The organism is Streptomyces sp. NPDC047453 (genome assembly GCF_040643155.1).
GTDB lineage: Bacteria > Actinomycetota > Actinomycetes > Streptomycetales > Streptomycetaceae > Streptomyces.
Genome location: NZ_JBEYTS010000085.1, coordinates 1 through 26,800 on the forward strand (window position 1 = coordinate 1; position 26,800 = coordinate 26,800).

29 protein-coding genes and 5 pseudogenes are annotated in these 26,800 nt (G+C 69.0%); 20 read left to right on the plus strand and 14 right to left on the minus strand.

The genetic code is table 11. The annotated features are described in order from the left end of the window. Positions 1-63: 63 nt before the first annotated feature. Positions 64-333 carry a hypothetical protein gene (locus tag ABZ818_RS37250; protein WP_361425065.1) on the minus strand — a complete coding sequence of 90 codons (270 nt, stop codon included), beginning with the start codon at positions 331-333 and terminating at the stop codon, positions 64-66. 455 nt (positions 334-788) lie between these two features. Here ABZ818_RS37250 and ABZ818_RS37255 point away from each other — a divergent pair, with 455 nt between their 5' ends. The 5 genes and pseudogenes from ABZ818_RS37255 (at position 789) to ABZ818_RS37275 (ending at position 3,602) form a co-directional block, all read left to right on the plus strand. After that, positions 789-1,046: a hypothetical protein gene (locus ABZ818_RS37255; protein ID WP_361425068.1), complete on the plus strand. Its 258-nt coding sequence runs from the start codon at positions 789-791 to the stop codon at positions 1,044-1,046. A gap of 29 nt (positions 1,047-1,075) precedes the next feature. Next, a protein-coding gene (locus ABZ818_RS37260) for an IS3 family transposase (protein WP_361425071.1) occupies positions 1,076-2,549 on the plus strand; the annotation gives its coding sequence in 2 pieces (ribosomal slippage) (positions 1,076-1,207 and positions 1,209-2,549; 1,473 coding nt in all). Between the two features lie 33 nt (positions 2,550-2,582). Beyond that, positions 2,583-2,810 (plus strand): annotated as a pseudogene (locus ABZ818_RS37265) (transcriptional regulator); the annotation flags it as partial. A 4-nt stretch (positions 2,811-2,814) separates the two neighbouring features. Next, positions 2,815-3,039 (plus strand): hypothetical protein, encoded by a 225-nt coding sequence (locus ABZ818_RS37270; protein WP_361425075.1) that lies wholly within the window; start codon positions 2,815-2,817, stop codon positions 3,037-3,039. 8 nt (positions 3,040-3,047) lie between these two features. After that, positions 3,048-3,602, plus strand: coding sequence for an XRE family transcriptional regulator (locus tag ABZ818_RS37275; RefSeq protein ID WP_361425078.1), 555 nt, complete (start codon positions 3,048-3,050; stop codon positions 3,600-3,602). Positions 3,603-3,785: 183 nt separating this feature from the next. On the opposite strand, the gene ABZ818_RS37280 is transcribed toward ABZ818_RS37275, so the two are convergent. Beyond that, entirely contained in the window at positions 3,786-5,000 is a 1,215-nt protein-coding gene (locus ABZ818_RS37280) for a glycosyltransferase (RefSeq protein WP_361425081.1), read from the minus strand. Between the two features lie 267 nt (positions 5,001-5,267). Between ABZ818_RS37280 and ABZ818_RS37285 the strand changes: the two genes are divergently transcribed. The 6 genes and pseudogenes from ABZ818_RS37285 to ABZ818_RS37310 all read left to right on the plus strand — a co-directional run bounded on the left by ABZ818_RS37285 (position 5,268) and on the right by ABZ818_RS37310 (position 8,577). Next, positions 5,268-5,813 (plus strand): hypothetical protein, encoded by a 546-nt coding sequence (locus ABZ818_RS37285; protein WP_361425084.1) that lies wholly within the window; start codon positions 5,268-5,270, stop codon positions 5,811-5,813. Between the two features lie 30 nt (positions 5,814-5,843). Beyond that, positions 5,844-6,157, plus strand: a pseudogene (locus tag ABZ818_RS37290) (toxin Doc). Between the two features lie 72 nt (positions 6,158-6,229). Continuing rightward, complete coding sequence (locus ABZ818_RS37295) at positions 6,230-6,409, plus strand: hypothetical protein (RefSeq protein WP_361425087.1); 180 nt, start codon at positions 6,230-6,232, stop codon at positions 6,407-6,409. A 213-nt stretch (positions 6,410-6,622) separates the two neighbouring features. After that, on the plus strand, positions 6,623-7,408 hold the full coding sequence (locus ABZ818_RS37300; RefSeq protein ID WP_361425089.1) for a hypothetical protein: 786 nt from the start codon (positions 6,623-6,625) through the stop codon (positions 7,406-7,408). Between the two features lie 74 nt (positions 7,409-7,482). Beyond that, positions 7,483-7,770: a hypothetical protein gene (locus ABZ818_RS37305; protein ID WP_361425092.1), complete on the plus strand. Its 288-nt coding sequence runs from the start codon at positions 7,483-7,485 to the stop codon at positions 7,768-7,770. 285 nt (positions 7,771-8,055) lie between these two features. Then, positions 8,056-8,577 (plus strand): hypothetical protein, encoded by a 522-nt coding sequence (locus tag ABZ818_RS37310; RefSeq protein WP_361425094.1) that lies wholly within the window; start codon positions 8,056-8,058, stop codon positions 8,575-8,577. 82 nt (positions 8,578-8,659) lie between these two features. On the opposite strand, the gene ABZ818_RS37315 is transcribed toward ABZ818_RS37310, so the two are convergent. From ABZ818_RS37315 to ABZ818_RS37325, 3 genes are all read right to left on the minus strand, one after another. After that, the gene (locus tag ABZ818_RS37315; protein ID WP_361425097.1) at positions 8,660-9,280 is read right to left on the minus strand and encodes a transposase; all 621 of its coding nucleotides are present in this window, start codon (positions 9,278-9,280) and stop codon (positions 8,660-8,662) included. 95 nt (positions 9,281-9,375) lie between these two features. Then, positions 9,376-10,923 (minus strand): ISKra4 family transposase, encoded by a 1,548-nt coding sequence (locus ABZ818_RS37320; protein WP_361425100.1) that lies wholly within the window; start codon positions 10,921-10,923, stop codon positions 9,376-9,378. A 76-nt stretch (positions 10,924-10,999) separates the two neighbouring features. Beyond that, positions 11,000-11,398 carry a hypothetical protein gene (locus ABZ818_RS37325; RefSeq protein ID WP_361425103.1) on the minus strand — a complete coding sequence of 133 codons (399 nt, stop codon included), beginning with the start codon at positions 11,396-11,398 and terminating at the stop codon, positions 11,000-11,002. Between the two features lie 144 nt (positions 11,399-11,542). On the opposite strand from ABZ818_RS37325, the gene ABZ818_RS37330 reads away from it, so the two are divergent. Together ABZ818_RS37330 and ABZ818_RS37335 are read left to right on the plus strand one after the other, a co-directional pair. Beyond that, complete coding sequence (locus ABZ818_RS37330) at positions 11,543-12,019, plus strand: Hsp20/alpha crystallin family protein (RefSeq protein WP_361425106.1); 477 nt, start codon at positions 11,543-11,545, stop codon at positions 12,017-12,019. A 622-nt stretch (positions 12,020-12,641) separates the two neighbouring features. Then, a complete protein-coding gene (locus ABZ818_RS37335) occupies positions 12,642-12,803 on the plus strand; it encodes a hypothetical protein (RefSeq protein WP_361425109.1) in 162 nt (53 codons plus the stop codon). Positions 12,804-13,404: 601 nt separating this feature from the next. Here ABZ818_RS37335 and ABZ818_RS37340 read toward each other — a convergent pair. From ABZ818_RS37340 to ABZ818_RS37350, 3 genes are all read right to left on the minus strand, one after another. Further along, entirely contained in the window at positions 13,405-13,671 is a 267-nt protein-coding gene (locus tag ABZ818_RS37340; protein ID WP_361425112.1) for a hypothetical protein, read from the minus strand. After that, entirely contained in the window at positions 13,668-13,961 is a 294-nt protein-coding gene (locus ABZ818_RS37345) for a hypothetical protein (RefSeq protein WP_361425115.1), read from the minus strand. Before ABZ818_RS37345 ends, ABZ818_RS37340 begins: the two co-directional genes overlap by 4 nt. A 342-nt stretch (positions 13,962-14,303) precedes the next feature. Next, positions 14,304-15,056, minus strand: coding sequence for a DUF4118 domain-containing protein (locus ABZ818_RS37350; protein ID WP_361425118.1), 753 nt, complete (start codon positions 15,054-15,056; stop codon positions 14,304-14,306). 295 nt (positions 15,057-15,351) lie between these two features. Between ABZ818_RS37350 and ABZ818_RS37355 the strand changes: the two genes are divergently transcribed. After that, entirely contained in the window at positions 15,352-17,154 is a 1,803-nt protein-coding gene (locus ABZ818_RS37355; protein WP_361425145.1) for an APC family permease, read from the plus strand. Between the two features lie 109 nt (positions 17,155-17,263). Here the strand turns inward: ABZ818_RS37355 and ABZ818_RS37360 are convergent, their stop codons facing one another. From ABZ818_RS37360 to ABZ818_RS37370, 3 genes are read right to left on the minus strand one after another with little or no spacing between them, the layout of a single operon-like run. Further along, on the minus strand, positions 17,264-17,638 hold the full coding sequence (locus ABZ818_RS37360; RefSeq protein WP_361425121.1) for a fic family toxin-antitoxin system, toxin component: 375 nt from the start codon (positions 17,636-17,638) through the stop codon (positions 17,264-17,266). Continuing rightward, complete coding sequence (locus tag ABZ818_RS37365) at positions 17,635-17,865, minus strand: hypothetical protein (RefSeq protein WP_361425124.1); 231 nt, start codon at positions 17,863-17,865, stop codon at positions 17,635-17,637. The genes ABZ818_RS37360 and ABZ818_RS37365 overlap by 4 nt, the downstream gene beginning before the upstream one ends. 38 nt (positions 17,866-17,903) lie before the next feature. Then, positions 17,904-18,557 carry a hypothetical protein gene (locus ABZ818_RS37370; RefSeq protein WP_361425127.1) on the minus strand — a complete coding sequence of 218 codons (654 nt, stop codon included), beginning with the start codon at positions 18,555-18,557 and terminating at the stop codon, positions 17,904-17,906. A gap of 416 nt (positions 18,558-18,973) precedes the next feature. On the opposite strand from ABZ818_RS37370, the gene ABZ818_RS37375 reads away from it, so the two are divergent. From ABZ818_RS37375 to ABZ818_RS37390, 4 genes are all read left to right on the plus strand, one after another. Continuing rightward, entirely contained in the window at positions 18,974-19,177 is a 204-nt protein-coding gene (locus tag ABZ818_RS37375; RefSeq protein ID WP_014145516.1) for a cold-shock protein, read from the plus strand. A gap of 342 nt (positions 19,178-19,519) precedes the next feature. Further along, complete coding sequence (locus tag ABZ818_RS37380) at positions 19,520-21,013, plus strand: DEAD/DEAH box helicase (protein WP_361425131.1); 1,494 nt, start codon at positions 19,520-19,522, stop codon at positions 21,011-21,013. Between the two features lie 46 nt (positions 21,014-21,059). Continuing rightward, positions 21,060-21,407 (plus strand): CBS domain-containing protein, encoded by a 348-nt coding sequence (locus ABZ818_RS37385; protein ID WP_361425135.1) that lies wholly within the window; start codon positions 21,060-21,062, stop codon positions 21,405-21,407. 94 nt (positions 21,408-21,501) lie between these two features. Next, entirely contained in the window at positions 21,502-21,810 is a 309-nt protein-coding gene (locus ABZ818_RS37390) for an SCO5918 family protein (RefSeq protein ID WP_361425138.1), read from the plus strand. A 101-nt stretch (positions 21,811-21,911) separates the two neighbouring features. Here the strand turns inward: ABZ818_RS37390 and ABZ818_RS37395 are convergent. Further along, positions 21,912-22,270: pseudogene (locus tag ABZ818_RS37395) on the minus strand (hypothetical protein). A gap of 1,201 nt (positions 22,271-23,471) precedes the next feature. Between ABZ818_RS37395 and ABZ818_RS37400 the strand changes: the two are divergent. Further along, positions 23,472-23,810, plus strand: a complete 339-nt coding sequence (locus ABZ818_RS37400; protein WP_361425141.1) for a MerR family transcriptional regulator — start codon at positions 23,472-23,474, stop codon at positions 23,808-23,810. A 246-nt stretch (positions 23,811-24,056) separates the two neighbouring features. Beyond that, positions 24,057-24,260, plus strand: a complete 204-nt coding sequence (locus ABZ818_RS37405) for a cold-shock protein (protein WP_030052720.1) — start codon at positions 24,057-24,059, stop codon at positions 24,258-24,260. Positions 24,261-24,524: 264 nt separating this feature from the next. Here ABZ818_RS37405 and ABZ818_RS37410 read toward each other — a convergent pair. Both ABZ818_RS37410 and ABZ818_RS37415 read right to left on the minus strand, forming a co-directional pair. After that, positions 24,525-25,910 (minus strand): annotated as a pseudogene (locus ABZ818_RS37410) (IS1380 family transposase). Between the two features lie 449 nt (positions 25,911-26,359). Further along, positions 26,360-26,800, minus strand: a pseudogene (locus tag ABZ818_RS37415) (hypothetical protein); the annotation flags it as partial.

Sequence of the window (26,800 nt, forward strand, 5' to 3'; positions counted from 1 at the left end):
ACCGGATACGATCTAGACACTCGCATCCTCGCAGGTCAGCGGCACCTTTCTGCTGTCAGGGCGTCAGCCCGACCAATTCCGCTGAATAACCGGGGTTATCTCAGAGCGAAGCTCGTCGCTCACGTGGCCGTTCTTCTCGGCTCGTCGGCACCGCTCCAGCCTCTGGAGGTCCCAGTGCTCAAGTGCAAGCTCATCCTGGGCCTTGCGGTGCATGATCAGCTCGACTGCGCTGTCGAGGAGGATGAAGGCGAGCCTGAGCTGTGGGACTCTTCCCACTCCGATGAGGCGCTTGACCTCTTCGAACTGCACGATCACCAGCTCAAGCTGCTTCATTGGTCCCCGCCCATCGGATTATCGACGCCCCTACACGGGACGTGCGGTCATCACGGTAGTGAGCGACGGCGTTGTCCGGCATGTGAGTTTTCGCCGAGCTCGCCGCCCAATCCGGCGACGGGCCCTGAAGACCGATCGCGGTGGCGTCCGGGCCCCGGCCCTGCCCGCTTGCCTGGGCGGGGTCGGGGGCCGCTAAGCGTTACAGATGCCGGGGCTGACGTGTCTTGGACGTCTGTACCGTGTCGCGCGGTTCGGACCGCTCCGGCGCTCGGGCCCACGAGGGGTCCAGGCCGCCGACACGCACCCAGTCCGCGGTCGTCGTTCCCATGTTCGTCACGGGACCAAGCCTCATGTGCCCTGTATCCATATGGCTTGCCCGGCTAACCCCCCACCCGGTCACTGTTCTGCTACCCGGCCCGCATCCGGCGGGCCACCAGCACCCCAGGACCTTCCTCATGACCGAAACCGGCAACGCCCTCGAAGGCCCACGCCCCACCAAGGCAACCGTGCAAACCCTTGCCCAGGAAGCCAAAGCGCATCGCACGCCGCAACTCGCCGACTACCTCAAGGAGAGCGGCCGCGAAGTCCACGAGCTGTACAGGGCCAGCAGTTCATGGACGACCATTCTGCGCCGTGCAGGCCTTGCCCCCGACTCGCCTCTCCGCTCTCCCTGTCAAAATAGGTTGAGCCAGGCATACTGGATGATTCATTGAGTCGAGGGCGGAGAAGGAGTAGTGCCCAGGTGGCCAGCACCAACGACCATGGGACCCCTGATCCGCAGGTAGAAGCCCGTTCCACCGGTCCGCGCCGGTACACCGCGGAGTACAAGGCGAGGATCCTCGCGGAGTACGAGACGCTCGACAAGAAGGGCAAGGGTGAGTGCCCTGCTGCGCAGGGAGGGCCTGTACGCGTCGTTGATCACCACGTGGCGGCAGCAGCGGGACAAGGGCGCCCTTGACGCGCTCGCCGCGCCGGCCGGACGGCCGAAGGCGGACCCGCGGGACAAGGAGATCGCGAAGCTGAGGGCGGAGAAGGCCCGCCTGGAGGCCGATCTCGCCAAGGCCCGCACGGTCATCGAGGTCCAGGGAAAACTCTCCGCGCTGCTCGACCAGTTCGCCACGGACAGCGCCCCCGAACCGGGACGGCGAGAACACCAAGTGATCGAGGCCGACCCCGCGGCCGTATTCGACGCTGCCCGCGACCAGGCCCTCGAAGAGCTCACCAGGCTGGTCGGACGCGTCCAGGCGTGCACCGCGCTCGGCGTGAGCCGGGCCACCTACTACCGCCACCACCGGCAGAGCCCCGCGCCGGCCAGACCACGGCGAGAACGGCGCCGGCACCCCCGCGCCCTCACCCCACAGGAGGAGATACGGGTCCTCGACGTGCTCCACTCCCCGGAGTTTGCCGACATGGCGCCCGCCGAGATCTACGCCATCCTCCTCGACCGGGGCGTCTACCTGTGCTCGGAGTCGACGATGTACCGGCTCCTGCGACGGCACGGCGAGGTCCGTGAACGCCGCCGCCAGGCCGTCCACCCGCCACGGACGATGCCCGAACTGGTCGCCGACAGCCCGAACGGCGTCTGGAGCTGGGACATCACCAAGCTGAAAGGCCCGGTCGCGGGCGTCTACTACTGCCTCTACACGATCATCGACATCTTCAGCCGCTACACGGTGGGCTGGATGATCGCCGGCCGGGAGAACAAAGATCTCGCCGAGCGGTTCCTGTCCGAAACGATCGCCAAGTACAGCATCGCGCCAGGCCAGTTGACGATCCACTCGGACCGCGGGTCCCCGATGGTCGCGCAGAACGTCGCCCAGATGATGGCAGGCCTCGGCGTCACCAAGTCCCACTCCCTCCCGAAGACATCGAACAACAACCCCTACAGCGAGAGCCACTACAAGACCCTGAAATACCGGCATGACTACCCGGACCGCTTCGGCTCCTTCGAGGACGCCCGAGCGTGGTGCACCCGCTTCTTCACCTGGTACAACGAGGAGCACCGCCACTCCGGCATTGGCCTCCACACCCCCTACGACGTGCACTTCGGTCTCGCCGAGCAGCTCCGCGAGATGCGTGCCGACGTCCTCCAGGCCGTCTACGCGAAGCACCCCGAGCGCTTCGTCCGCAAGCCGCCCGAGCCGCCGAAACTCCCCGAAGCGGCCTGGATCAACAAGCCGGCACCAGACGACCCACTGATCCCGACACAACGTTAGAACGATCTACCTGCCTTGATCGCTTTGACAGGTTCCGACTGCGTCGTCTACCCCTCGCCCGGCGCGAGCCCGCTGGACTTCCTCCCGTACGCCACGTCCGGTAAGCCGCAGCCCGGCGGCTTCCGCCTCGGTCCCACCCCGGGCCTGGCGAAGCTGGAGGGCGTCCAGCCGATGCTGTGGGCGGTCGACCTGATGGAGAAGGGCCTCAACCCGGCCCGCCACATCAAGGGCGGCGACGCCGTCCTGGACGAAGGCGAGTAGGCCCGTGGCCACCGACCCGGGCGGCACGCTGTCGCTGGAGGCCGGCGCGGAGCTGGCGCGGACGCTGGACCGCCTGGAGGCACGCATGGAGGCCCTGCAGTTCTCCATGCGCACCCGCCGCGCCTCGCCCCAGTTCGAGCTGTGGCAGCACGACCTGCGCGAGACGCGCGAGACCTGGTTCCGGCTGGTCGACCCCGACGGCCAGGACCCCACCCCTGAAGGGAGCTGAGCACCGCCGTGGAGATCCATAACGCGCTGGAACGCGCCGATCGGGAGTCGTTCACCCGTGAGCCCCCCAAGACACTCAAGGGCCAGATCGGCTACCTGCTCAAGCAGTTGGGCAGCGCGAAGGCCGTCGCCCAAGAGATCGGTGTCACCGCCGACTCCGTGAACCGCTACCGCCGCGGCGCCCGCAAGCACGCCCGCGCCGACATCGCCGCGAAGATCGACGACGCGGTACGGCAGCGCTGGAAGCCGCAGGTCCGCAAGCGCCGACGGAAGCAGGCCGCCACCACGGGCGGAATCACGGTGGAGACCTGGGCCAGGTTTGGGTACACCGCCCCGGTCGGCACGACCGACGACGGCCGCTTCCGCCGCCTCACCGTGCACCTCCCCCCGGCCTACGCCTGCCGCCTGTTTGACGCCCGCGACGCCGGGGCCAGCGACCAGCAGATGCGGCAGATCATCGCCGAAGGCTTCAAGGACGTGTATTTCCAGGACAGCGGAGCGCGTGCCATGGGACTGTCGGACGTCGCCCTCAACGAAATTGATTACCTGGACCTGGATTTCTGATCAGGAGACCGAAACGGCGAGCATCAATTACCCGTTTGAGCCGAAGCACGATAGTTGTGGCTTCGTCCACGACTTCGGGACAGTGGCGTTCGAATAGTTCGCGAGTTTCGGCAGCGCCGGATGCGGCGGAGTGCCTCTGACAGCCTGGTACCGCAGCACGGTTTGTTGGTGCATTCCTCGGATTCACCCGGCGTCCTCTGAGCCAATGTGGGCGAGCACTGCGGCGGCACCGTCCTCCGCGGCCATGCGTTGGGCGAGCTGGGCCGCTCGGCGGCGCTGGGCGGGCTCAGACAGGCTGGCTGTGATCGCTTCGCCGAGGGCTTCGGCAGTGAGGTCCTGGAAGGGCAGAGGCCGGGGGGCAACCCCCAGGCTGTGCAGTCGAGACGCCCAGAACGGCTGGTCCGCCATGACGGGCACTGGCACGGCGGGTACCCCGGCCCGCAGCCCGGCTGCGGTGGTACCGGCCCCGGCGTGGTGGACGACGGCGGCACTGCGAGGGAACAGCCAGTCGTGCGGGACGTCGCCGACGGCCAGGACGTCGTCGCCGCAGCCAACCAGATCGGCCCAGCCCGCCTGCACCACCGCGCGCACCCCTGCCCGCTTCACCGCTGCGGCCACCAGCTCACTGAGCCGTTCCCCCTGCCCCGCCGCCATGCTGCCGAACCCGATGAACACCGGAGGCGGACCGGCCTGGAGGAAGTCGACCAGCTCGGCCGGCGGTTGCCAGCCGTCCGGCCGCGCGGGCCACCAGTAGCCGGCCACTTCGACCCGGGACGGCCAGTCCTCGGGGCGCGGCACCACCAGCGAGCTGAAGCCGTGGAAGACCGGCCGGAGGTCCACCGGCGCGCAGGACGCGTCGGCCGGCAGCTCGAGGCGGGTGCGAAGCCGGGTCACGGAGCCGGCGAAGACGCCTTCCGCGCGCCTGAGCACGTCCCGGCCCGCGGCGAGGTTGCCCTCCGGTCCCAGGCCGTCGGTGTCCCGGGCGTTGGGCAGCGGGAACTGTCCGGTGGCGAACGACGGTGCGAGGTAGGTGCCGATGACGGGGACGCCGAGCGCCTCACCGGCCGCCAGGCTGAGCGGTGCCGGACCGAAGGCGGTGAGCAGCAAGTCGGCGCCGCCCGCCACGGCCTCCACCACTCCATCGGCGAGCCCGTCCGCATACGCCCTCGTCATTGCCCGGGCCTCCTCCCGTGACACCGCCCGGGACCAGTCCCGGATCAGCCCCTGGGGGTCTCCCGGCATCGGCCGGTAGTCCAGACCACACCCGCCGACGAGTGCGGCGAAGGACGGGTGAGCGGCCACGGCGACCTGATGGCCGGCGTCCAGCAGGCGCCGCCCCAGGCCCGTGAAGGGCGCGACATCCCCTCGTGAACCGGCAGTGATGATCAGAATCCGCATGCGGCGATTCTCCTCGACGGACGCCGCCCGGCCACCGTCCCCAGCCAAGGGGACCCCTCAGCGCGCCCGACTGCTGCAACCCCGGGCGTGTGCTGTCGGTACTCGTGAACATCGAACACCGCCAAGTCGGCGTGCTGCTCAAAGCGGTGTACATCCGCTGTCGAAACTCGTGAACAAAGCCAATAGTTGTCACATAGGCAGGCTTGTTGTCACCCTCGGTCCGATATTGCATCGCCTGAGGTGGTTGCCCGCTGGCAGGCTGCCCGCATGGATCACGCAGAAGCACTGCTTATCGGAGGACGAGCTGGTGTCGGCAAGACGACGGTGGGGTGGGAGGTCTCGGCGCTGCTGCGCTCCACGGCTGTCGCTCACGCGATCATCGATGGTGACTTCATGGGGCAGGTGCATCCTGCACCAGAGGGAGACCCTCACCGCGCGGAGATCACCGAGAGCAATCTGACTGCCGTGTGGGCAAACTTCACCCAGCGTGGATACCGGCGTCTCATCTACACGAACACCTTGAGCGTGCTGCCGGAGGCAGCGGGCATGTTTGAACGTGCCATGGGGGGTGGAGTACGGATCACACGAGTCCTACTCACCGCCTCCGATGCCACCGCCCGCGAGCGGCTGGTGGGCCGGGAACGCGGCTCAGAGCTGGAACAGGAGCTGGAAGGAAGTGTCCGCAAGGCACGGCTCCTGGATCAGCGGGCCCCTGAAGACACTGTGCGAGTAGCGACGGACGGGCGGCTCATCGTCGACATCGCACGGGAGGTAGTGGCCGCCACCGGTTGGGCGACCATCGTTTCTCCGTGACAGAAGGGCTGCCGAACGAGTCGGGCGGAGGTGCTGCCCAAGCAGCCCGAGGTCCACGACTTCTCCAACCTCGTGGCCGCCGTTGCCCGCCACCGCGTCAACACCCCGCAGGTCGGCTCCAGGGGGTGGACAACGCCTGGCGAGCGGCTGCCCTCATGCACGCCATCATCCGGCTGCGCCCGCTCCCGGCCCGCAACGCCCTGTACGGCGCCGCGTACATGGACCGCCGCCGGCGAGGCCATCGATGCGCCCTACGGCGCGCTGATCGACCTCGCCCGGGACATCGACGCCGGCCGGGCCGACGGCTACGCGCCGCCGACCGCATCCGCTCCTGGCGGATCTGACAGCACTCGAGGCCGCACCGTGTCCGAGTGAGCTGATAGAACGGTTCGAACACTTCGCCGGAAGGGGGCAGTGTGACCGCACACTCCGGCAGCCGCCAGCGGACCATCGCCGTCGTACACCGTGCCGACTCGGATACCTCGCATCTGGTGCTGCCCGACTGGATGAACGGGCAGATCACCGTTCCCATCCCCACAGCCACCCTCACAGCAGCCACCGGTCTTGGCCGCGACCAGCTGCCGGAACCGAGCTGACCGTCACCGTCGATCTCGGCGCCGCTGATGAGCGTGCTCTCCACCCCGAGAAGCCTCGGCCGGCGCCGGCCTGGCACCTACCGCAGGCGGGCTGACCGATCACCCCGTCCTAGAGCCGAGCGAAAAACCCGGGCACCACGGCCAAGGGGGCGCTCGCGTCCGTGCTTCCGCGCGCCCGGGTCCGGCCCGCCGGCACAGAGGACGATGGGGGGCATGGGCGAGCACGACCAGGACCAGGACGACGTCGCCGAACCCGCGCGGCCGCCGCTCACTGCGGCGCAGGCCCGGGAGATGACGGCCGGGCTGCGCGAGGCGATGGACGACGTCCGGCGCTCCGTGGCGGTGCTCGCCGCCCGGGTCCGCGACGCCCACACTGCCCGCCTCTGGCTGCCACTGGGCCACGCCTCGTGGGAGTCGTACTGCCAGGCGGAGTTCGGCATCAGCCGCGCGCATGCGTACCGGCTCCTGGACGTCGCCCGCGCCCTCGCCGCGATCCACGGCGCCGTCGCCGCCGGCACCGACCTGTCTCGCACGCGAGACACCGGCCCGGCCACCGCGGCCGCACTCGACTACGGCCTGTCCCAGCGCGCCCTGATCGCCGTCTCCAGCCGTGCGGATACCGTCGCGGAGCTGATCACCCGCCGACTCGCCACGCTCGCCCACAGCGGCCTGACGGTCGTCGGCGCGGCCACGATGCGCGCGGTGGTCCGCCAGGCCGTCCGCGACGTCCGCACCGCCCCGCCACTACCGCCCGCCGGTCCGCCGGCGGATCCCGCGCTCGCCGCGCTGCGCGCCGTCGTCGACGACCTCGCCGCCAGCACCCACGCGATCGGCGAGCTGATGCTCGAAGTCGCCCCGACCTACCTGTCCGACACCGCCGCGGCCGACGTCCTGGCGCTGCTGTGCGAGGAGATCGGCGAGCCCCTCGAGCACGGTCTCGCCGCCCGCCGCTACGCCATCTCCGGTGACCGCCGCGCCCTGCGCGGCACCGTTTTGTGACCGGCGCGCTCAGCGCGTGCAGGGCAGGCAAGGCGGTGGCCTGCCAGGTCCGGGAACCTGTCAGGATGGTGGGCATGGCGAATGAGACGTCGACGCATGATGAGCGGCTGCGAGACCTGGAAGCGGAAGCGTTCCGCACTGGGCGGACGCTCGCGGAGCACAGCGAGCAGCTGGCGACGATCCGCGAGCAGCAGCGCACGGCGTTCGGGAACATTGATTCCCTCGCCGACGCGATCGGCGCGCCGGGCGACCAGACGATCACGCAACGCCTTGACGGGATCACTCAGCGACTGGACACGATCGAACGCGTCCTGTTCGCCCTCGCTCGCGCGCAGGGCATCGACCCCGACGCCACCGCCTGACACAGCCAGACCGGAGGCGCCCCGCTCGCTGCGTGGGGCGCCGGACCCCGGGTCCGCCCGGCGGACCACGACGGCGCCCTCCAGGCCGGGAGGGCGCCGTCGTCGTTCCCGGCCGGGGCGGAAGGGTCTGGTTGATGGGCGCCGTAGTTTTTTAGTGCCTGACACTGTCGGGGATCTTGGCTTCCGCTCTGTACGTGAACTGTGCGCAGTGGGAAGTTGGAAGGCCTGCGCCGGGCGGGCTGGGCCTCGGCCCCCACGTGTTCTACTCGCTCTAGGGAGTCGACCGTGACCTCCGATCACGACATGCTGTGGCGTCGTTGCGCGCACCTGGGTCGGCTCCTGCTGCCGGTGGTGGACGAGGAGGAATGGCGCCGGGCCCGCCGTCACGAGCGCCTGGGTGCCTGGGGTATCGACATCGCGGAAGGCGAGCGGCTGATCGAGGTCTTCGCGGCCCTGGCCGCCCATGCCGTCGCGGTCGATACTTCCGTGTCTGCCGCAGAACTTGACGTCCTACCTCTGAGCGCGGTGGCTGACGCCGCGACCGGTAAACGCGACTTCGAGCTGCTCGCCGGGCTCCCGGACACCTTCGCCGACGGCCGCGACGAACTGGCCGTCAAGGTCTTCCGGCTGTACACCTACAGGGACGGGCCGTACAGCCGTCGGCTTTTCCAACTGAGCGCAGAAGTGCGCCGTGCGCTGAACGTCCTCGCCGAACGCTCGCGAATGCCGTCCCCCAGGTGCGGGCACGTCTTCTTCTGGGCGGCTGCAGCGGGCCTGTCCAGTGGTCATGGAGATTTGGCGAACTGACGGTGGGTGCTGCTCCTTCGCCACGATCGGCTCTGGCAGGGTCCGGAGCAAGTTGGTGAGAACCACCTTGAGAGCGATCACCTCAGCCTGCGGGGTGAGTGGCGACGCGCCAGGACCGCGGCCGGGGGATGTGCTGCCAGTCGAGGAAGCCCTGAGGGGCGGTTGGGTTCCGGGGCTGCCGGGCAGGTGCTGGCGGCAAGTGGACGCCGATGCGTTCGAGGTTGACCGCGATGGCGGTCAGAACGTGCTGAACGTGGGCCTTCTCTTCGCTGCGGTAGCGGCACTGGCGCATGCCGTGGCCGTTGACGAACTCGCTGATCGTGCTTTCGATGGCGGCCCGCAGCGAGTAGCGCGAGAGCCACTCCTGGGTCTGCTGCTCGGTCCGCGACTCGGATTGAATGTCGTAGAGATCGCGCGGCAGGAAGGTGACCTTCCGGGCGTCGGCGCGCGTGCAGGCGGCCTTCACCGGGCATTGACGGCAGTCGTCCGGAGAGAACTCGACATTGACGTAGGGCGCGAGGGATGGCGGTGTCGACCATCGGCGGCTCACCTTGCCCTGCGGGCATGTGACCTTCTTCGCGTCCCAGCCGATGGTGAAGGCGTCGCGGTGGAAGACGGTGCCCTTGCGGGACTGGCGGGTGCTCCTGGCCCGGATCGGCCCGACCAGGCCGACACCGTGTTCACGGGCGACCTGCTGCTTCAACGCGACGGAGAGGTAGCCGCCGTCGACGAAGTGCTCCTTCGACAGCAGGTTCCGGTGATCGAGGTTGGGTGCAGATCCAATGAGGGTGCTGTCGATCAGGCGGTGGGTATGACCTGGTCGCGGTAGCGCGTCTGGTGGTTGCGGATGAACTCCTGCTGCTGGTGCCACGCCCAGTAGGCGTCGAAGTTGCCGTTGGCGCGGACGGCACGCAGCTTGAGCACGGCTTCAGCTCCGGACAGGCCCCAGCGGGCGCCGGTGATGTCCAGGCGGTCTTTGACCAGGTGCCGGCATGCTCCCTCGATGATTCCGGTGGCGATCGGCCAGCCGCGTTCCAGGGCGGTGTCGTAGCGCAGGTGCTCGGCCTTGCCGGACAGGTAGTTCACGGCCTCGTCGATGCCCTTGCGCTGGGCGCCACGCAGTCCGGCCGCGCGGGCGGCTTCCTTGAGTGCGGCGGCGGTCTGCTGCACGCCTCCGCCCAGCAGGACGCGGGCGTGACGGGCGACCCAGTTCTCGGCGGAGGCATCGCCGCTGTCGTGCAGGCACCACGACGCTCGCCACAGATATTCGAGCACGTGGATCAGGTCGACGATGATGTGGACGTCCACGCCGCGCTGCTGTGCTTCGGCCTTGATGAGGTCGATCTGATGGCGGGCCCCGTCGACCAGGACGACCCAAGGACGGCGGTGGCCGGGGTCGCGGTGCTCCGCCTGATCGAACACGGCGGCCACCACCTGCGCGGCGGTGTCGTTCACCGAGCCGCACAACCACTTCGACCGGGCCTTCGGCCCCTGGCGGCGCTCGGGCGCCGCGCCGTGGGCGGCGTCGTCTTGCCGGTCGGGGTCGGCGATGATGTCGTCGGCTGTGCGCGGCGCGGGTTCGGCATCGTAGACGGCTCCCAGGGTGGCCATCCGTTTCCTGCCGTGTTTCTCCCCGGACGCCAGCCGGGTCTTCATCGCGTTGCCACCCTTGGCGGCCGCGGCCTTGGCGGTGTCCTCGCGCAGCGCTTCGGGTCTTATCACCACGCCCTTGCCGTCGACCGACAAGATCAGTGGCGTGGTGTCGGTGCAGGGGGCGGGTACCAGGGCGTCGTAGAACGCGTCGATGTCCGCTGCGGCGCTGACAGCGAGTTCCTGGACCTGCCGGTGCCCGATGCCGGAGCCGGTGACGGCGTTGATCCGCTCGCAGGCGTCGGCGAAGCTGCCGCGGGCGGACTCGATCGCGGCGAGCCTGGCCAGCCCGTGCGAGTGCATTCCATCCGGAAGGTTCAGCACCGCGTCGGCCGGGTGCAGGTCCGCCACGCCGGTGCCGCGGTAGGCGATCCGGACCACGGTGACCTTGCCGAACACCGTGGCCACCCTCCGGTGTCGGTCCCGCTCGATCCGGGAGCGCTCGACACCGGTGGCGTCCACGACCTCCTGCCGACGCACCTCGTCCCTGGCCCGCAGGGTCAGGTGGTCCTGGAACAACTGCCGGGTGACCTCGCGCATCCGCGCTCCCAGCAGATCCTCCAACTGCGCGTGCGTCATCACCGCCGCCTCCGGGGCCGCCAGCTCCGCACACGCCGCGGCGAACAGACCTGTCGAGGCGGCGAAGGCGTCCTCACACTCCGCGAGCGCACCCCGGGCCGGACCCACCACGCTCACCACCCCTGCTTCCTGCCGTCGACCTTGAACAGCCCGGACGAAGGTTCGGCCAGGATCCCGCGCTCCACGAGCCGCTTCAGCTCGAGCGCATCCCCTCGACATGCCGCGGCTCGGTCCCCAGACCCAGGTGCCGGCAGACCTCTTTGCAGCGCATCGCCGCCCCCGAGGTCGCGAACAAGGCGATGATCTCCCGGTACTCCGGCGACATCACCGTCACGTCCAGCTCTGCCTCGGCCTTCACCAGCGCCACGGCGACTCCGCCGGCACCCACGCCCGTGGCTTCCGTGCCCGGCACCGACGAAGACGGTGCGGCCAGCACCTCCTCCACCGTCTCCCGCGCGATCTGCAACCGCGACAGCCGCTCCTCTGCCCGCGACAACTCCTCGGACAGACCAGCGATCTGCTCACGCAGCCGCTCGGCCTGGCCCAGCACCTCAGCCCGCCTGGCCTCCAACGCCTCCATCAACGACGGCACACCACACCCACCCTCGCTCAGCACCCCCGCGCCTCACGGCGGGCTCGACCCCAGCGACGGTAAAAGTCGGCACAACCGGCCACATCCCGAACCTCTGCGAATCACCCCAACGAGGCACCCTCAGAAGATCTGCACCCAACCGCGATGACCCTGCCCGTGCACCACCGGCCCGGCCGGCTCCTGGAACGCCCGTTCCCGGCCCTGAGCTGGGGGGAGCCGATGGCCGCCGAGTTCGACGACCTCTTCGAGCGGATGAACCGGTTCCTGCAGGCCGCCAGCACGGCACCCGGCGCCGGGGCCTGGTCGCCTCTGGCCGACCTGCACGAAACGGACGAGGCCTACGTGGTCGAGGCGGAACTGCCCGGGATCGAGCGCGAGGACATCGACGTCGAGATCGGCGACCGGGACCTGTGCATCACCGGGGAGTGCAAGCAGTGCGAGCGCGAAGGCGTCCTGCGCCGCAGCACCCGGCGCACCGGCCGCTTCGAGTACCGGGCCCTGCTCCCGGCCGACGTCGAAGCCGAAGAGATCACGGCAACGCTGACCGACGGGGTGCTGACCGTCACCATGCCCAAGACCCAGGCGGCCAAGCCGCGCCACATCGAGATCACCCAAGCCTAAAGGCGGCACGAAAGGGTGGTGGGGAGGGGTACCTGTCCCCACCACCCGGGAGGACCGTCCCGAACCCAGGCAACCTCCGCGGTACCTGCCCACGATAGGGCCGACCGGACCTCATTGGCCCCAAACCGCACAGACCGTTCACGCCTGGACGCGGGATCGGACGCAGAGGACCACACCATGCCTGGTATCTACGCACTGATCCGCTCCGACGGCCGGCTGGAGTTCCGCGACGGCGTTCCGGAGCAGATGCACCGGGACACCGACCCCCATCACGGGAGGCCGGCCGCCTTCAAGAGGGTCCACCAGCGTCCTGCTCAGGCCAGCTCGTCGGGGTCACTGTCCTGTGCCCGCGCCAGGGCGAACAGGACACGCGCGATCGCGCCAAGCCGCTGCGTGATCGTACGGTCCCCCGGGACGCCGCTGGCGTCTGTGGAGTCCCGATCGCTGGCACGGCTTGGATACAGCCGAAGATCGGCAGGGGAACTTTCTGGATAGACCATCCAAGAGCAGTAGATTTCTTCCTAAGGCAATTGCCGCAGGCATTCTCTGAATGTCTCGGCTGCCCGCCCGCGTGACAGCCCACATCCTTCCCACAGCACCACGGGCGGAAGGAGGTGAACACATGAGCGACATCGAGCAGGAGCCTCCCGCGCCCGAGGAGACCGAAACCGCTGCCGAAGAAGCGGCACAGCCCCCGGCTGAAGCTGCAGAGGAAGCCCCTGCAGCTGAGGAGGCCGAAGCCACCGCCGAGGAAGCAGGGGAGCCTCCGGCTGGGTCATCCTGATCCCACTCCCGCCGCGGCCCCGCCCGGCAGGACGGGGCCGTCGCCTGACTACCGAACCGCACACCGGCCGCCCGCTTTCACCGCGACCAGACCGAGTCCCCTCGAAGACCCTTTCGGTACCGGATGCCATAGATCACTGCCGCGACACAGGAGGCGTTCCATCAGCGGTTCCTCGCTCAAAGCGCTCAGATGATGATTGCCGGCGACATCGTGCACCTGGTCGACGTCGTCACCGGCTCCGCTGCCGCTCCCACCCCGCACGACGATGGATGGCGGGTGCGCGGGGGCCCGTATGCTCCAGACGCCCGGCAGGGAGAGTGACGGCTCCCGCCGGGCGCCTGGCTAGTTAAACCGTGCCCCCGCGCCGTACAACGATGTGGACGCCGCCGTGCTTCTACCAGGTCGCGCCGCCCCGCTGAGGCGCTTCGCCAGGTGAGCGTCGACCTCGACGGCTCCACTAGCGTGAGGGCGCGGACGTACTGGTGGCCTCACCCGGGCCTGCGGGTTGCGCACCGCAGCGCCTACCCCTCGTCGACCGGGCCCCGTGGAGGCTGGCGACCTGCCCGCACCCCCACGGCGGCCGTCGCGGTGATCGCGGCTGCTACGGGCCTGCGATCAGCCAGAGGATGAGGCACGCATCCAGATCCTGGCTGTAGCGGTAGACGACGGAGATCCCGCGGCCGCCGGTCTGCTCGGGCAGCAGCTCGACGACGCGGGACTCGCTGCGCGGGTCGGCGTCCGGCAGGCCGCGGCCTTGCGCGGGGTCGTCTTCGAGTGAGCGGCGGACGCTCTCGACGGCGGCCCGCTCGGTCGGGGTGAGCTCGGTGAGGATCTTCTCGGCGGGATCGCTGAAGAAGGCGTGGGTCACCTGGCGGCCTCGGCGAGCTTGCGGCGGAGTTCGTCCTCGACGTCGCCGGTGGTCCGGGCGAGCGCGGCCATGCCCTCGGTGCTGTACTTCAGCGCGATGCGGTGGCGGTACGCCTGAGCGACCTGGCGGACCCGGGTGAGGTCGTCCAGGTCGATCCCGTCCAGCTCCTCCTCGAACTTCTCCCGGTCTCCGGGGAAGCCCCACGTCGACAGAGCCTCGCGCAGCTCCCTGAGCGTGCGCATGGGCGGGCGGAACTGGCTGGCGCCGGGGTGCTCGGGCTGCGCCGTCACGGTGACCTCCTCGTGGTCGCTGCCTACGACGCTACTCGGGAACGACGCGTCATGGGGAGAGGCCCCCGACGGCGGCAGCATCGGGGTGGCGACGTGCCGGGCAGCGCCTTGAAAGTGTGTCAGGGTGCGGCGCCACGGGGGGAAGCGCCGCACCCTGCGATCAGCGTAGCGACGTACCGCTCCACCCGGGCTGGTTTGTGCGGTCGCCCGGGTGTTCCCGCATCCATCACTCACCTCTTAAGAGGTGAGTTTCCGGGGTGAGTTGGTGCGCGAGGGTGGAAGGGCGCGGAAGCGGCCCGTGTTGCCGGCGACCGCTGCCACGGTGGGAATCACTGGCCGGGGTTACTGCTCCTGTGGACTGGGTCCCGCCCTGTCCAGGGCAGCAGCGGCCTGGTCGGCGAGAGTGACGGCGACGAGGCGGGCTTGGAGATCGGGGCGGGCATCTGGAGGGGGCATGAGCATGAACCGGCCTTGGAAGCGGCCGCCTGCGCTGGCCCGCAGTTCAATTTCTTGCTGGGGCCAGCCTCGCTGGTCAACGTCCCAGCGCTTGCGGCCGACGGTAACGCTGCCGTCTTGTTCAAGACGGGCGGGGTGGCCGAGGAGGGAGCCGTACTCGAACCGACACCCCCGCAGCTGTAGCAGCTCGGTGAGTTCCCCCTTGACGTGGTCGACCACCGCGTCGGCGGATCTGGTGGTCTGGGCGAGCTGGGCGGTGTCGTGGACGCGGGCAAGGTAGTCGGCATCCGTGACGACGAGCACCTCCAGCCGCCGGGCACGGGCGGCCAGCTGCGATACGGCCAGGCCCACTGCCAGCAGCAGGACCGCCGTGGCGATGTCTGCGCCGCGGCCGATGGTGAAGCTCTGGTAGGGACGTGTGAGGAAGAAGTCGAACCACGCGGCCGAGGACAGGGCAGCCAGCGCTCCGGCCAGGCGGTTGCCGGCAGCGGCGACCGCGACGATAGCCACGACCAGGATCAGGGCCAGGTTCGTGCTCGACACACTGCCCCGGAACGGCACCAGGATGAGCGCGAGAAGCAGCGGACCGGCCACGGCTGCCGCCAGCGCGATGCGGTCACGAAGCGGAAACCCGGTCACCGGCGCACCTCCCACTCCTTGCCTACCACGTTGTGTCCGTTATGTCCGGGCGGCGTGCGGGCAGCGACCCACAGCACCTCACGGGGCTTGAGATGTCCACGGGTGACCCAGCACCGCCGCCAGCAAGGAGTGCCCACCGGCGGCGCCACACGGGTGCGCTTAACGCTCTTCTGACGCCCTGAGCAGGCATATCGGGACACCGGCGCCCTAGAGTCGGGTGGAGCCGACTGGCCGGCAGGACTGGAGGGGCCTGGTGTCTGCACGCGCTGAGAACGCCGACGGCTCGGGTGGCCATCTGCCAGGTTCCGGCACCGAGCACCGGGAGCGGGACCGACTGACGGTGCCCCAGGGGCTGGCCGCGTTGTCGCTGGACGCCCTGGCGTCCGTGGCCTATGGGCCGGAGGCGATCGTAGTCGTGCTGGCGGTGGCCGGCAGCCGAGGTCTTGGCTTCACCTTGCCGGTCACGCTGGCGATCGTCGTACTTCTGGCCGCGCTGACCTTCTCCTACCGCCAGGTGATCGCCGCCTTCCCCAACGGCGGCGGCGCGTATGCCGTGGCCGGCCGCCACCTGGGACGGCGCCTCAGCCTGATCGCCGCCGCCTCACTGATCATCGACTACGTACTGAACGTCGCGGTATCGGTCTCCGCCGGCGTCGCCGCGCTCACCTCAGCCTTCCCCACTCTGTACGGCGAACGTGTCCTGCTGTGCGCCTTGGTCCTGGCTCTGATCACCGCGGTGAACCTGTACGGGGTGGCCGAGTCGGCAAAGGTGATGATCGCCCCGACCGTGGTGTTCATCGCGGCGATCGCCGCAGTGGTGCTGGCCGGCCTGCTGCGATCGCATCCGGTTGTCCAGCCCACTCACCCCACCGCTTCCTCCACCGTCCAGACGGTTGGGGTGTTGCTGCTCCTGCGCGCCTTTGCCTCCGGGTGCTCGGCTCTGACAGGGGTGGAGGCGATCGCCAATGCCGTTCCCACCTTCCGTACCCCCCGGGTCAGGCGGGCCCAGCGCACCGAGCTCGCCCTTGGTGCGCTGCTGGGCGCGATGCTGATCGGCCTGTCAGTGTTGATCGGCAAGTTCCACGTCGCGCCGAGCGGGACCAAGACCGTCCTGGCGCAGCTGGCCGAGGCATCCCTTGGTCACAACGTCGGCTTCTTCATCGTGCAGTTCGCCACCGTGGTGCTGCTCGCGCTGGCAGCCAACACCTCCTTCGGAGGCATGCCCGTGCTCGCCTCGTTGCTGGCGCGGGACAACCATCTGCCCCACGTCTTTGGGCTGCGCGCCGACCGGCAGGTCTACCGCTATGGCGTCATCGCCCTCGCGGCAACCGCCTTGGTGCTGCTCGTCGCCGCCGAAGGCGACACACAAAAGCTGGTGCCGGTCTTCGCCATCGGCGTCTTCATCGGCTTCACCCTCTCCCAGGCCGGGATGGTCCGGCACTGGCATGAGGAAGGCGGCACCGGCTGGCTCGGACGCGCGGTCCTTAACGGCCTGGGCGCGCTTCTGACTGCCGCGGCCCTGGTCATCGAGATGGTTTCCAAGTTCCACGAAGGTGGCTGGCTGGTCCTTCTCGCCGTCGCGGTACTGGTCATGCTGTTCGAAGCGGTCCACCACACCTACCGGCGCATCGGCACAGCCCTGCACCTCGGTGAGGTCCCCGACCGCCCAGAGCATCGCCGCTCACTCGTCGTCGTCCCGGTAGGAGCGGTCAACAAGCTCACCCAGGAGGCGATCAGCGCCGCCCTCTCACTGGGTGACCAGGTTCGCGCCGTCACGGTCGTCCACCCCGAGGATCCAGAGGCGCCCTCCGCCGACGACGTCCGCCAGGCATGGAACGCCTGGCAACCCGACGTGCCGCTCACCGTCCTGCACAGCCGCACCCGGTCACTGACACGGCCGATCGTCGACTACCTGCGTGCCCTCGGCGCCGAGGACAGCCACGACCGCCTGGTGGTCCTGATCCCGGAAATGCACCTGCCCAAGCCATGGCAGCGCCTGCTGCAGAACCAGCGCGGCGCGGTCCTGGACCGCGCCATCCGCCGCAACACCGAGGCGGTCATCTGCCGCCTGCGCTTCCGCATCACACTGCCTCACTGACCAGGGCAACGTCTCCGACGCGGTCGGCGCGATGGTCATCCCCTCGCAGCGCGGCTTGCTGGTCGCAGCCGGCGGCGAGCTATATGTCAAGGTGGCCTTGGGCCACCGATCATCCGGCGATCCACCCGCGGCGGATCTCGTGCGCCAGGTCCCGGACGCTGAGCCCGTCGCGGACCCGGGCGGCCAGGGCGACGGCGTCCTTCGGCTCGGCGGTGACCGTCAGCCCGGACGCGGTGAGGTACGCCGCGGCGACGACGGACGCGAAGAGTTCGTTGCGGGACTCCAGCGCGGGGACCTGGATCAGGAGTTGCATGAGGGCTGCCGCCCGGTGGTGGGGCTCGGCATACACCGGGACGTCCAGCACCTGGTCGGCGTGCCGGGCGACGGCGGCCGCGAGACTGCCGTAGTCAGTCACGTCCGGGTCCTGGTGCAGGTGCTGGTGCGCCACGTCCAGCAGCCAGGCCCGGTCAACGTGGAGGATCACGCGGCGGCACCGTCAGGCTGGGCGGCCCGCCCGAACTCCTCGTCGAAAGCGGGCCCCCACGCCTCGGTGAAGTCCTGTGCGGCCGTGAGGAAGCGGCGCCGGTTGGCGTCGTGCGAGAGCACCCGGCCGGCCAACTCGGGCACGGAGAGGCCAGTGCGCTTGGCCTCTTCTACAAGGGCCGCGTACGCGGCGTCATCTACCGGTACCTCGATGCTGCGCTTCGCCATGTCGGCAGAGTAGCAGCGGGCCCCTGCGCCTTGGCTCCTCAATCTGCCGAAGCCCGCACCTGGGCGATGGCCTCGGCGATCAGATGGGAGGCGCCCTTGGCGGAGCCGGCCGAGCCCTTGCGCAGGCGGGATGCCACGATCACCGGCGACGCGAGTGGGGTGGAGGCGGTGACGATCTGGAAGTGCAAGCCTCTGACCTTGGTGTATCCGTGCTCGGCGCCCTGCTTGGCGGCCCCGTGGACCTGCTTCACCTTCGAATCGATGTCCAGGTAGACGACCTGGTCGCCGCCCGGCAGCAGGCTGCAGTGCCCGGCCAGGTTGCGAGTGAACGCCCGTGCGGCGGACTCCAGTTGACGCACGTGCCCCCAGGTGAACGCGCGCAGGAAGCTGCCCAGCGTGGACGGCGCCCGCACCCCGGTGAACGCCTTCGCCATCGCGCCGTGCCGCAGCACGCCCACGTCGTCGATGCTGTCCGCACCCGCGAGCATGCCCGCGACCAGCGACATCGCCTTCGCGTCCGGCGCGGCCCCGGCGCCATTGCCCGCCCCAGCCAGCCGCACCTTCTCCCGCACCAGCTCTGGCAGGGCGCACCGCTCAGCCAGGCGGACCGCCGCGGCCACCCCACCATGAGCGAACAGATTCGGATCATCGAACGCGGCGAAGACCGCCGCACGGCTATGGGAGGATTTCACTTACGAGGTGCCTTGCTGGTTGGGCCGGATAGAAGTGTAGGAACTCCCATCAGCTCAGCAGGCACCTCTCTGCGTCAGCCCCGTCCCGCCTCATCACCGATCGGTGGATCCAGGCTGAAACGTAGCACTCCGAGTGGATCAATATCTGTACTCGCGAAGTGAGGCTTTGACGGACCACGTAGTGAGAGTTTTTGCCGCACTGAGTAGAGCGGAATTGCATTATGTGCACGGGCCGTTCCGGTGTGCTACTGTCGATCTCAGTTGCAGTTGTGGTTCCCGAAACTTCAGGTGCCCCACCCGGTTCTGTCGGTTGGGAGCGCTTCTATATTTCCGGTCATTTCCGGCGGGGTAATCATCGCGGCGACGCGGCGTCCGCGCAGTGCGGACTCCGATGTACTGCCCCAGGGAGATATGACATGGCTGCTGGTACCGTGAAGTGGTTCAACGCGGAAAAGGGCTTCGGCTTCATCGAGCAGGACGGTGGCGGCGCTGACGTGTTCGCCCACTACTCGAACATTGCCGCGCAGGGCTTCCGTGAGCTGCTCGAAGGCCAGAAGGTCACCTTCGACATCGCGCAGGGCCAGAAGGGCCCGACGGCCGAGAACATCGTTCTCGCCTGACGCTCACGCACAATCCGTAGCTGGGGCCCGCATCCTTCGGGGTGCGGGCCCCAGCTGCACGCGTCTCCCGCATCGGTTTCACCCGCGGGACTACGAAGGAATCCGCAGTCTCAACACGCGCGACTCCTCCTTCAGGCGTGCAGACGCATCCTGAAAAGCTGCACCGCAGTCGACGCCCGGATCTCAAGGCCCCCATTGCGTCCCCCCTTTCAGCGCCTGTGCCCCGGAGATTTCCGTCGGCCAGATCTGCTTTCTTTTGTCATCGGTCCATACTTGTAATTCTCCATGCCGCTCATCGCAGCAGGAATTCCTTGATATGTGCCGCATCGAGGAAGGTTCCGCATGAACCACACACGCACGAACGACCGCTCCGCCCGCGCCCGTAAGGGCAGTGCCGACGCCGGAAAGGGCGGCAGCCGCTTCGCGACGCAGGCACCGCACCGTTCCGGCGGGCCTGCCCGTTCTGGCGGTTACGGCCGCCGGCCCGCCGCGGTGCGCGGTGAGTTCGCGCTGCCCAGGACGATCACCCCCGCGCTGCCCGCCGTCGAGGCGTTCGCCGATCTCGGCATGCCCGAGCAGCTCCTGGCCGAACTCGGCAAGCAGGGTGTGCCCGTACCGTTCCCGATCCAGGGAGCGACGCTGCCGAACTCCCTGGCGGGCCGTGACGTACTGGGCCGCGGGCGCACCGGTTCCGGCAAGACCCTCGCCTTCGGCCTCGCCCTGCTCGCCCGTACCGCTGGACAGCGTGCTGAGCCCCGCCAGCCGCTGGGGCTGATCCTCGTACCGACGCGTGAGTTGGCGCAGCAGGTGACCGACGCGCTCACACCGTACGCCCGTTCCGTCAGGCTGCGGCTGGCCACGGTGGTGGGCGGGATGTCGATCGGCCGGCAGGCCGGCGCGCTGCGCGGCGGGGCCGAGGTCGTCGTCGCGACGCCCGGACGGCTCAAGGACCTCATCGACCGTGGCGACTGCAGGCTGAACCACGTGGATATCACGGTGCTGGACGAGGCCGACCAGATGGCCGACATGGGTTTCATGCCGCAGGTCACCGCGTTGCTCGACCAGGTGCGTCCGAAGGGGCAGCGGATGCTGTTCTCCGCCACCTTGGACCGTAACGTCGACCTGCTGGTTCGCCGCTATCTGACCGACCCTGTCGTGCATTCGGTCGACCCGTCGGCCGGTGCGGTCACGACGATGGAGCACCACGTCCTGTACGTCCATGGCGCCGACAAGCACGCCGCCACGACCGAGATCGCCGCCCGCGACGGCCGCGTGATCATGTTCCTGGACACCAAGCACGCCGTCGACCGGCTGACCCAGGACCTGCTCAACAGCGGGGTACGCGCCGCCGCGCTGCACGGCGGCAAGTCGCAGCCGCAACGCACCCGCACGCTGGCGCAGTTCAAGACGGGGCACGTCACCGTGCTGGTGGCAACCAATGTCGCGGCGCGCGGCATTCACGTCGACAACCTCGACCTGGTCGTCAACGTCGATCCGCCGACCGACCACAAGGACTACCTCCACCGCGGCGGCCGTACCGCCCGCGCCGGCGAGTCCGGCAGCGTCGTCACGCTCGTCACACCGAACCAGCGCCGCGGCATGGTCCGCCTCATGTCGGACGCCGGAATCCGGCCGCAGACCACCCAGATCCGCTCGGGAGACGAGGCCCTGAGCCGGATCACCGGCGCCCAGGCCCCGTCCGGCATCCCGGTCGTCATCACCGCACCGGTGGTCGAACGCCCCAAGCGCAGCGCCTCCTCCCGAGGCCGACGCCGTCCTTCCTCGGCGACCCGGCGCGCCTCCGTACGCCAGCCCGTCCTCGATGCGGTGGCCTAGGACCTTCGTGATCAGGAAGTTGACCCATCTCTGCAGGAGGCACCTTTTGACGCTGATTCAGATGCAGCCCCGCACGGCGGATGCCAACCCCGTGCACAGGACGGCGGTGGAGGTCATGGACGCGGCCGGACCGCAGGTCTGTGACGACATGAGCGTCGAGGTGGCGCTGGCCGTCATGGCCGCCGCACGCACGGGCCGACTGGTCGTCTGCGACCAGGACGACCAGCGCATCGGCCTGGTCACCCGAACCGACCTCACCGCCGTCCGCGACAGTGGCGCTCACACGGACCGCGTCCGCCTGCGCGACATCCTCGGCGACCACGGCTCGTCCACCTCACCCGTGACCACGAGCACGCGATGCGCTCCCGGCGGCCCGGTGCTCTGCAAGTCGTAGCCGAGCAAGGCAGCGCCCCGGGCATCCCCGCCCTCTCCCGCCGAAACTCCTCGCCCCTGGTCGGACCATTCTTCCCTTCTCCCTATGAGGCCACATGCGCTGCGTCATCGCCCGCTTCCCCTTCGAGCTCACCAAGGGCGGAGTGCTGGAATCGATGAAGGGCATCAAGCCCGAACCGGTCACCGGAGAATCGGTGATCATCGGCCGCCGCCACTACCCCGTCAAGCAAGTCGGCCAAGTCATCACCCGCCAGGACCGCCGTGACTTCAGCGCCGCTGAAGTCCTCCGGGCCATGGCTCAGCTCGGCTTCACCTGCCGCGCCCTCTCCAAGGCCGCACCTCTGGGCATCCCCGGCTCGCTGCAGCACGCCTCCGCGATGCTCGGCACCCCCGTGACGGTCTGACCGGGTCAACAGGCACGAGCCGACATCTGACCAGCAGTGTGGGCCCGACCGGTACGCCGGTCGGGCCCACACTGCGTGCAGCGGGTTCCCGTCGCCGTCGCTCAGTGGTCGGAACAGCTGAAGTCGCCCACGATCCAGGCGCTGACGTCCTCGATCACAACCCGGTACATCCCACCCGTCTCCGGGACCCCCAGTGTGCCCTGCAAAATCCGGGCGACATGGAAGTGCAGACGCGTGGGCGGCCCGTCCTTCTTCGCGGGGGAGCCGAAGACGGCGGCGAACTCGCCCAAGCGGGCGGAATCCGTCAGCACATCCGACACCCTCTGCCTCCACGTGGCTGCGAGAGCCAGTCGACCGGTGATGACAGCGCCACCGGTGACCACGGTCAGGGACTCTGATTGCTCTGGTCGGACTCCACCAGGGCGGCGACGTCAACGAGCAGCTCGTCAGGCTGCGACATGAGACGGCCATAGTCGCCGAATTCGGTCGGCGCAGCAGCCCGCTGCGTCAGGGGCCACGGCCGGCTGCCGCAAACCTTCGAGGAAGGCCCGTGCCGTATCGCGTGCGTCGGCAACCCCTCCACCCGTCAACCCCGCACAGCCACGGTGGTTGCCTGAAGGGGCTCCGAGTCGGGGGCCGTGCCGGTTCGAGCAAGCGGCCCATCCGCGGCGATGCCACCGGCTGGGCGAGCACGAGAGAGTGACCGTGGGACGATCCTCGTCAAGGCACTGAGGCGGCAGCAGGAGGCGTCGACCCGCGGATCGCAGCACCCGCGTGCCAACTTCCACGAGCTGTTCGATCACCCCGGGATCGTCGAGGGCGGCGCAGACCCTCGTGCCGCGCCCCTCAACAGCCGACCTGCGGGGTGTCACGGCTGGAAGCGTCCGTCCCGGTCGGTGGTGTTCTTGGCGAGACGCAGTGTTGGCCGGTGCCCGCCGACGGTAGCCGCGGCGCAGGCGGCGACGTCACGCTCAGCCCGACGTGCTGCGCGGCGGTGGGTCACTGTGAGCGCCGGACTGAGCCTCGGAGCTGCTTGAACCACCCATGGACCGGTCGAGGCGGATTACCTCATCTTCGAGCGCGCGGAAATCTATGCTAGCCAGAGTAGACATTGGGCGGCAGTGTAGTTATGGTTTCTCTCGTAGTCGAGATCGAGTGAGGCCCGGCAGAGATGAACTGCCGGGCAGCAGTACCGCAGTTGCAGTTCGCAGGACGGTGCGGTGGTGGAGTTCCGAAGCCAGAGCGGTTGCAGGACGGTGACGGGACTGACGACCGGACCGGGTGGCCCGCAATGATCAGGGGCCGCCATGAGCAGTACCGCAGTGGCAGTACCCGCAAGTGAAGGTTCGCAGTGCCCAGCAGTGAAGCAGTTCGCAGTTTCCGTTAGTGAGTAGTTGATCAAGAGGGAAGAACGGAGGAGCCGAACGCCATCAGGATCGCCCGGGTGGAAGTCTTGGGCCCGGGTACCGCAGGACATCGATAGTGAGGTGGTCTCCGGTCAAGCAACCGCGATCCCCGCGCCCCCGACAGCGTCTCGGTCGGGTCTGCGGAAACAGAGGGCCGGTGCAGAATCAGTGCCGGCAGATGGTGTAGTAGTTCCTTCGGGGCCCTGGTGCCAGTACGGCACCAGGGCCCCTCCACGCGTTCCACAGAGAGGTGCAATGACAGCAGACGACGCGTTCGGCCGTCTCGACGACGACGATTACCCCGCCTACACCATGGGCCGGGCCGCCGAGATGCTCGGCACCACACAGGGCTTCCTTCGCGCCATCGGCGAAGCCCGCCTCATCACCCCACTCCGCTCCGCAGGCGGCCACCGCCGCTACTCCCGCTACCAACTGCGTATCGCCGCCCGCGCCCGGGAACTCGTCGACCAGGGCACCCCCATCGAGGCCGCCTGTCGGATCGTCATTCTCGAAGACCAGCTCGAGGAAGCCCAGCGCCTCAACGCCGAATATCGCCGCGCCGCCGAATCAGCGAACCCAACCGCAGAAGCATGAGATGAGCGTGCCCGTCAGCGTCGGCGGGCACCGCACGCACGGTCTCGGTGTGTGGCGTGTGATCATTTCCTATGGTGACGCGGGGTGTGGACGTGTAACGTCTGCGTCAGCTGTCGTGGTTCAAAACTCCCTCTTGCCCACGCCTCTGGGGTGGGCGTTTTGCTGTGCTGTGCCGCAGGGATCAGGGCGATCACCTCCGTCTGCCACAGGGAGTGGGAGGCGTTCATCGACTGGAAGGCATAAGACATGGCAACGGGAACAGTGAAGTGGTTCAACGCGGAGAAGGGCTTCGGCTTCATCGCCCAGGACGGCGGCGGCCCGGATGTCTTCGCGCACTACTCCGCGATCAACTCCACGGGCTTTCGTGAGCTCCAGGAGGGCCAGGCCGTGACGTTCGACGTCACCCAGGGCCAGAAGGGTCCGCAGGCCGAGAACATCAACCTGGCCTGACCTCGCAGACCTCCCGAGGGATCGCGCACGCCGCGTCAGGTGGCCGCCACCCGTGCAGGCCCTGCCGTCCACCTGGACGAAGGCGCCTGCTCTCGTGCCGGGCGTGCACAGGATCAGCCTGGATCCACCGGGCGGATTCTGGTGAGCGTTTTCGGTTGATTCCAGCGCGGGTTTCCGCTGGTGGGTGTGGGTGATCGCCGGGTGGCCGTCCCGGCGGCGGGGTCTCCGAAGTCTTTGGTCGTGGGCGGGCAGGGCGTCGAGGGGTCAGGTCCGCAGCCGGCAGCCGACGGCCGTCCACAACGTCTCGAAGTCCTGCCAGGGCCAGCGTTCGGGCATGTGGAAGGTCAGGGTGCGTCCGCGGGCGACCAGCCTTGCCGGGACCGCGATCAGGTGGCGGCGGATGGTACCGGTGCGAGCCTTGGCGTGGAACGCCGAGGCCAGGGTGCCCAGGGCGCGGGTGAGGTTGTGCGCGAGCGCGGCCAGGGTGAGCCAGGCCGCGTTCGCGGTGAACTTCCCTGATGGCAGGTGCCCGAGCGCCGAGTCCTCAAGATCGGCGAAGACCTGTTCCACGATCGCGTGCGCCCGGTGACACTTCTCGGCCTCGACCAGTTCGAAGGGGCTGTCGGTGAACACCGCGTGGAAGCGCCAGATCTTGAACAACTCGCCCTGTCCGTCCGGGACATGGGCGTCGTTCAGGCGCTTGACGCGGCGGATGAGCAGCCGGGCAGTCGCGTGGTACTTCTTGGCCTTGCCGGTGAACGCGGTGTACTCCACCTCGGCGACCTCCGCGTCCGAGATCCAGCGCTGCTCGTCGGCGTCCCAGATCGCCTTGGGGTACTTGACCGACGTTCAGGCGTCCTCGGGGGTCGCGGCGATGGCCTGGCGGACCTTCTTGCGTTGCGCAACCGCCAGGGAGAACCGCACCTTCGCGCGGCGGCAGACGGCCGCGACCTTGTGGGAGAAGAACGCCGAGTCGGCACGGACGACGATCATGCCGGTGGCACCCATCGCCCGCACCTGGGCGATGGCCTCGGCGATCAGATGGGAGGCGCCCTTGGCGGAGCCGGCCGAGCCCTTGCGCAGGCGGGATGCCACGATCACCGGCGACGCGAGTGGGGTGGAGGCGGTGACGATCTGGAAGTGCAAGCCTCTGACCTTGGTGTATCCGTGCTCGGCGCCCTGCTTGGCGGCCCCGTGGACCTGCTTCACCTTCGAATCGATGTCCAGGTAGACGACCTGGTCGCCGCCCGGCAGCAGGCTGCAGTGCCCGGCCAGGTTGCGAGTGAACGCCCGTGCGGCGGACTCCAGTTGACGCACGTGCCCCCAGGTGAACGCGCGCAGGAAGCTGCCCAGCGTGGACGGCGCCCGCACCCCGGTGAACGCCTTCGCCATCGCGCCGTGCCGCAGCACGCCCACGTCGTCGATGCTGTCCGCACCCGCGAGCATGCCCGCGACCAGCGACATCGCCTTCGCGTCCGGCGCGGCCCCGGCGCCATTGCCCGCCCCAGCCAGCCGCACCTTCTCCCGCACCAGCTCTGGCAGGGCGCACCGCTCAGCCAGGCGGACCGCCGCGGCCACCCCACCATGAGCGAACAGATTCGGATCATCGAATGCGCCGAAGACCGCCGCACGGCTATGGGAGGATTTCACTTACGAGGTGCCTTGCTGGTTGGGCCGGATGGAAGTGTAGGAACTCCCATCAGCTCAGCAGGCACCTCTCTGCGTCAGCCCCGTCCCGCCTCATCACCGATCGGTGGATCCAGGTTCAGAGCATCTGATCACCGCATTCTTGTGCGAGGCCCCGTCGCCCCGTCGTTAAGACGGCCGAGCCTGTGGTCACGGTTTTGCGGTAGTAGCGCGTCCCATGCGCCGGGACCGTGCCGCTGAAGCACCCGGGCGCGGCCGGGCAGCGCCCGTTGCGCAGGGCCGAAGGCGAGGAGGGCCGGACCTGCTGCGCGACGGTAGCGGGGCTGCGCATTTCTACTGGTCCCCAGCATGGACGGGGCGGGCGTGTCGCCCCCTCACGGAGTGGTTTACCAAGCCACGACCGGCATCGTGTACCGCACCCTTCCCGGTCCAGGGCCCACAGCAACGCAGCGCTACCTGGGTATGCGTGCCTGAGCTGCGGAGATGATCTGCTGGCGGTGCTGGTGCTGTCGTTCATACTCCAGCACCTGCCGGGCCACGTCGTCGGACACGTCGGGCAGGTGCATCGTGATGCGTTCCGGGTTCATCGCGTCGTAGCCGGCCCAGGGCTCAGCTGCGCTGAGGTGCCGGATCGCATTCAGTACCCCGGAGCGGCCGGCGTGTGCGCGTTCGTAGCCCTCGATCACCGTCAGGTCCGTCTGGGACAGGCCGCGCAGGCGCTGCTGGATCTCCGTGACGCCGAGATGGCTGAGGCCGGGGACGGGCAGGGCCTCCTCGCGGGTCATCGCGCCCTGCACTTTCTCGGCCACACGGGTGGCGGCGGGCATCTCCCGCCAGGCTTTCCCGGCCGGGTCCCTCACGCGTCCGGTAACCCTGTGGAGCACTGCCCGCAG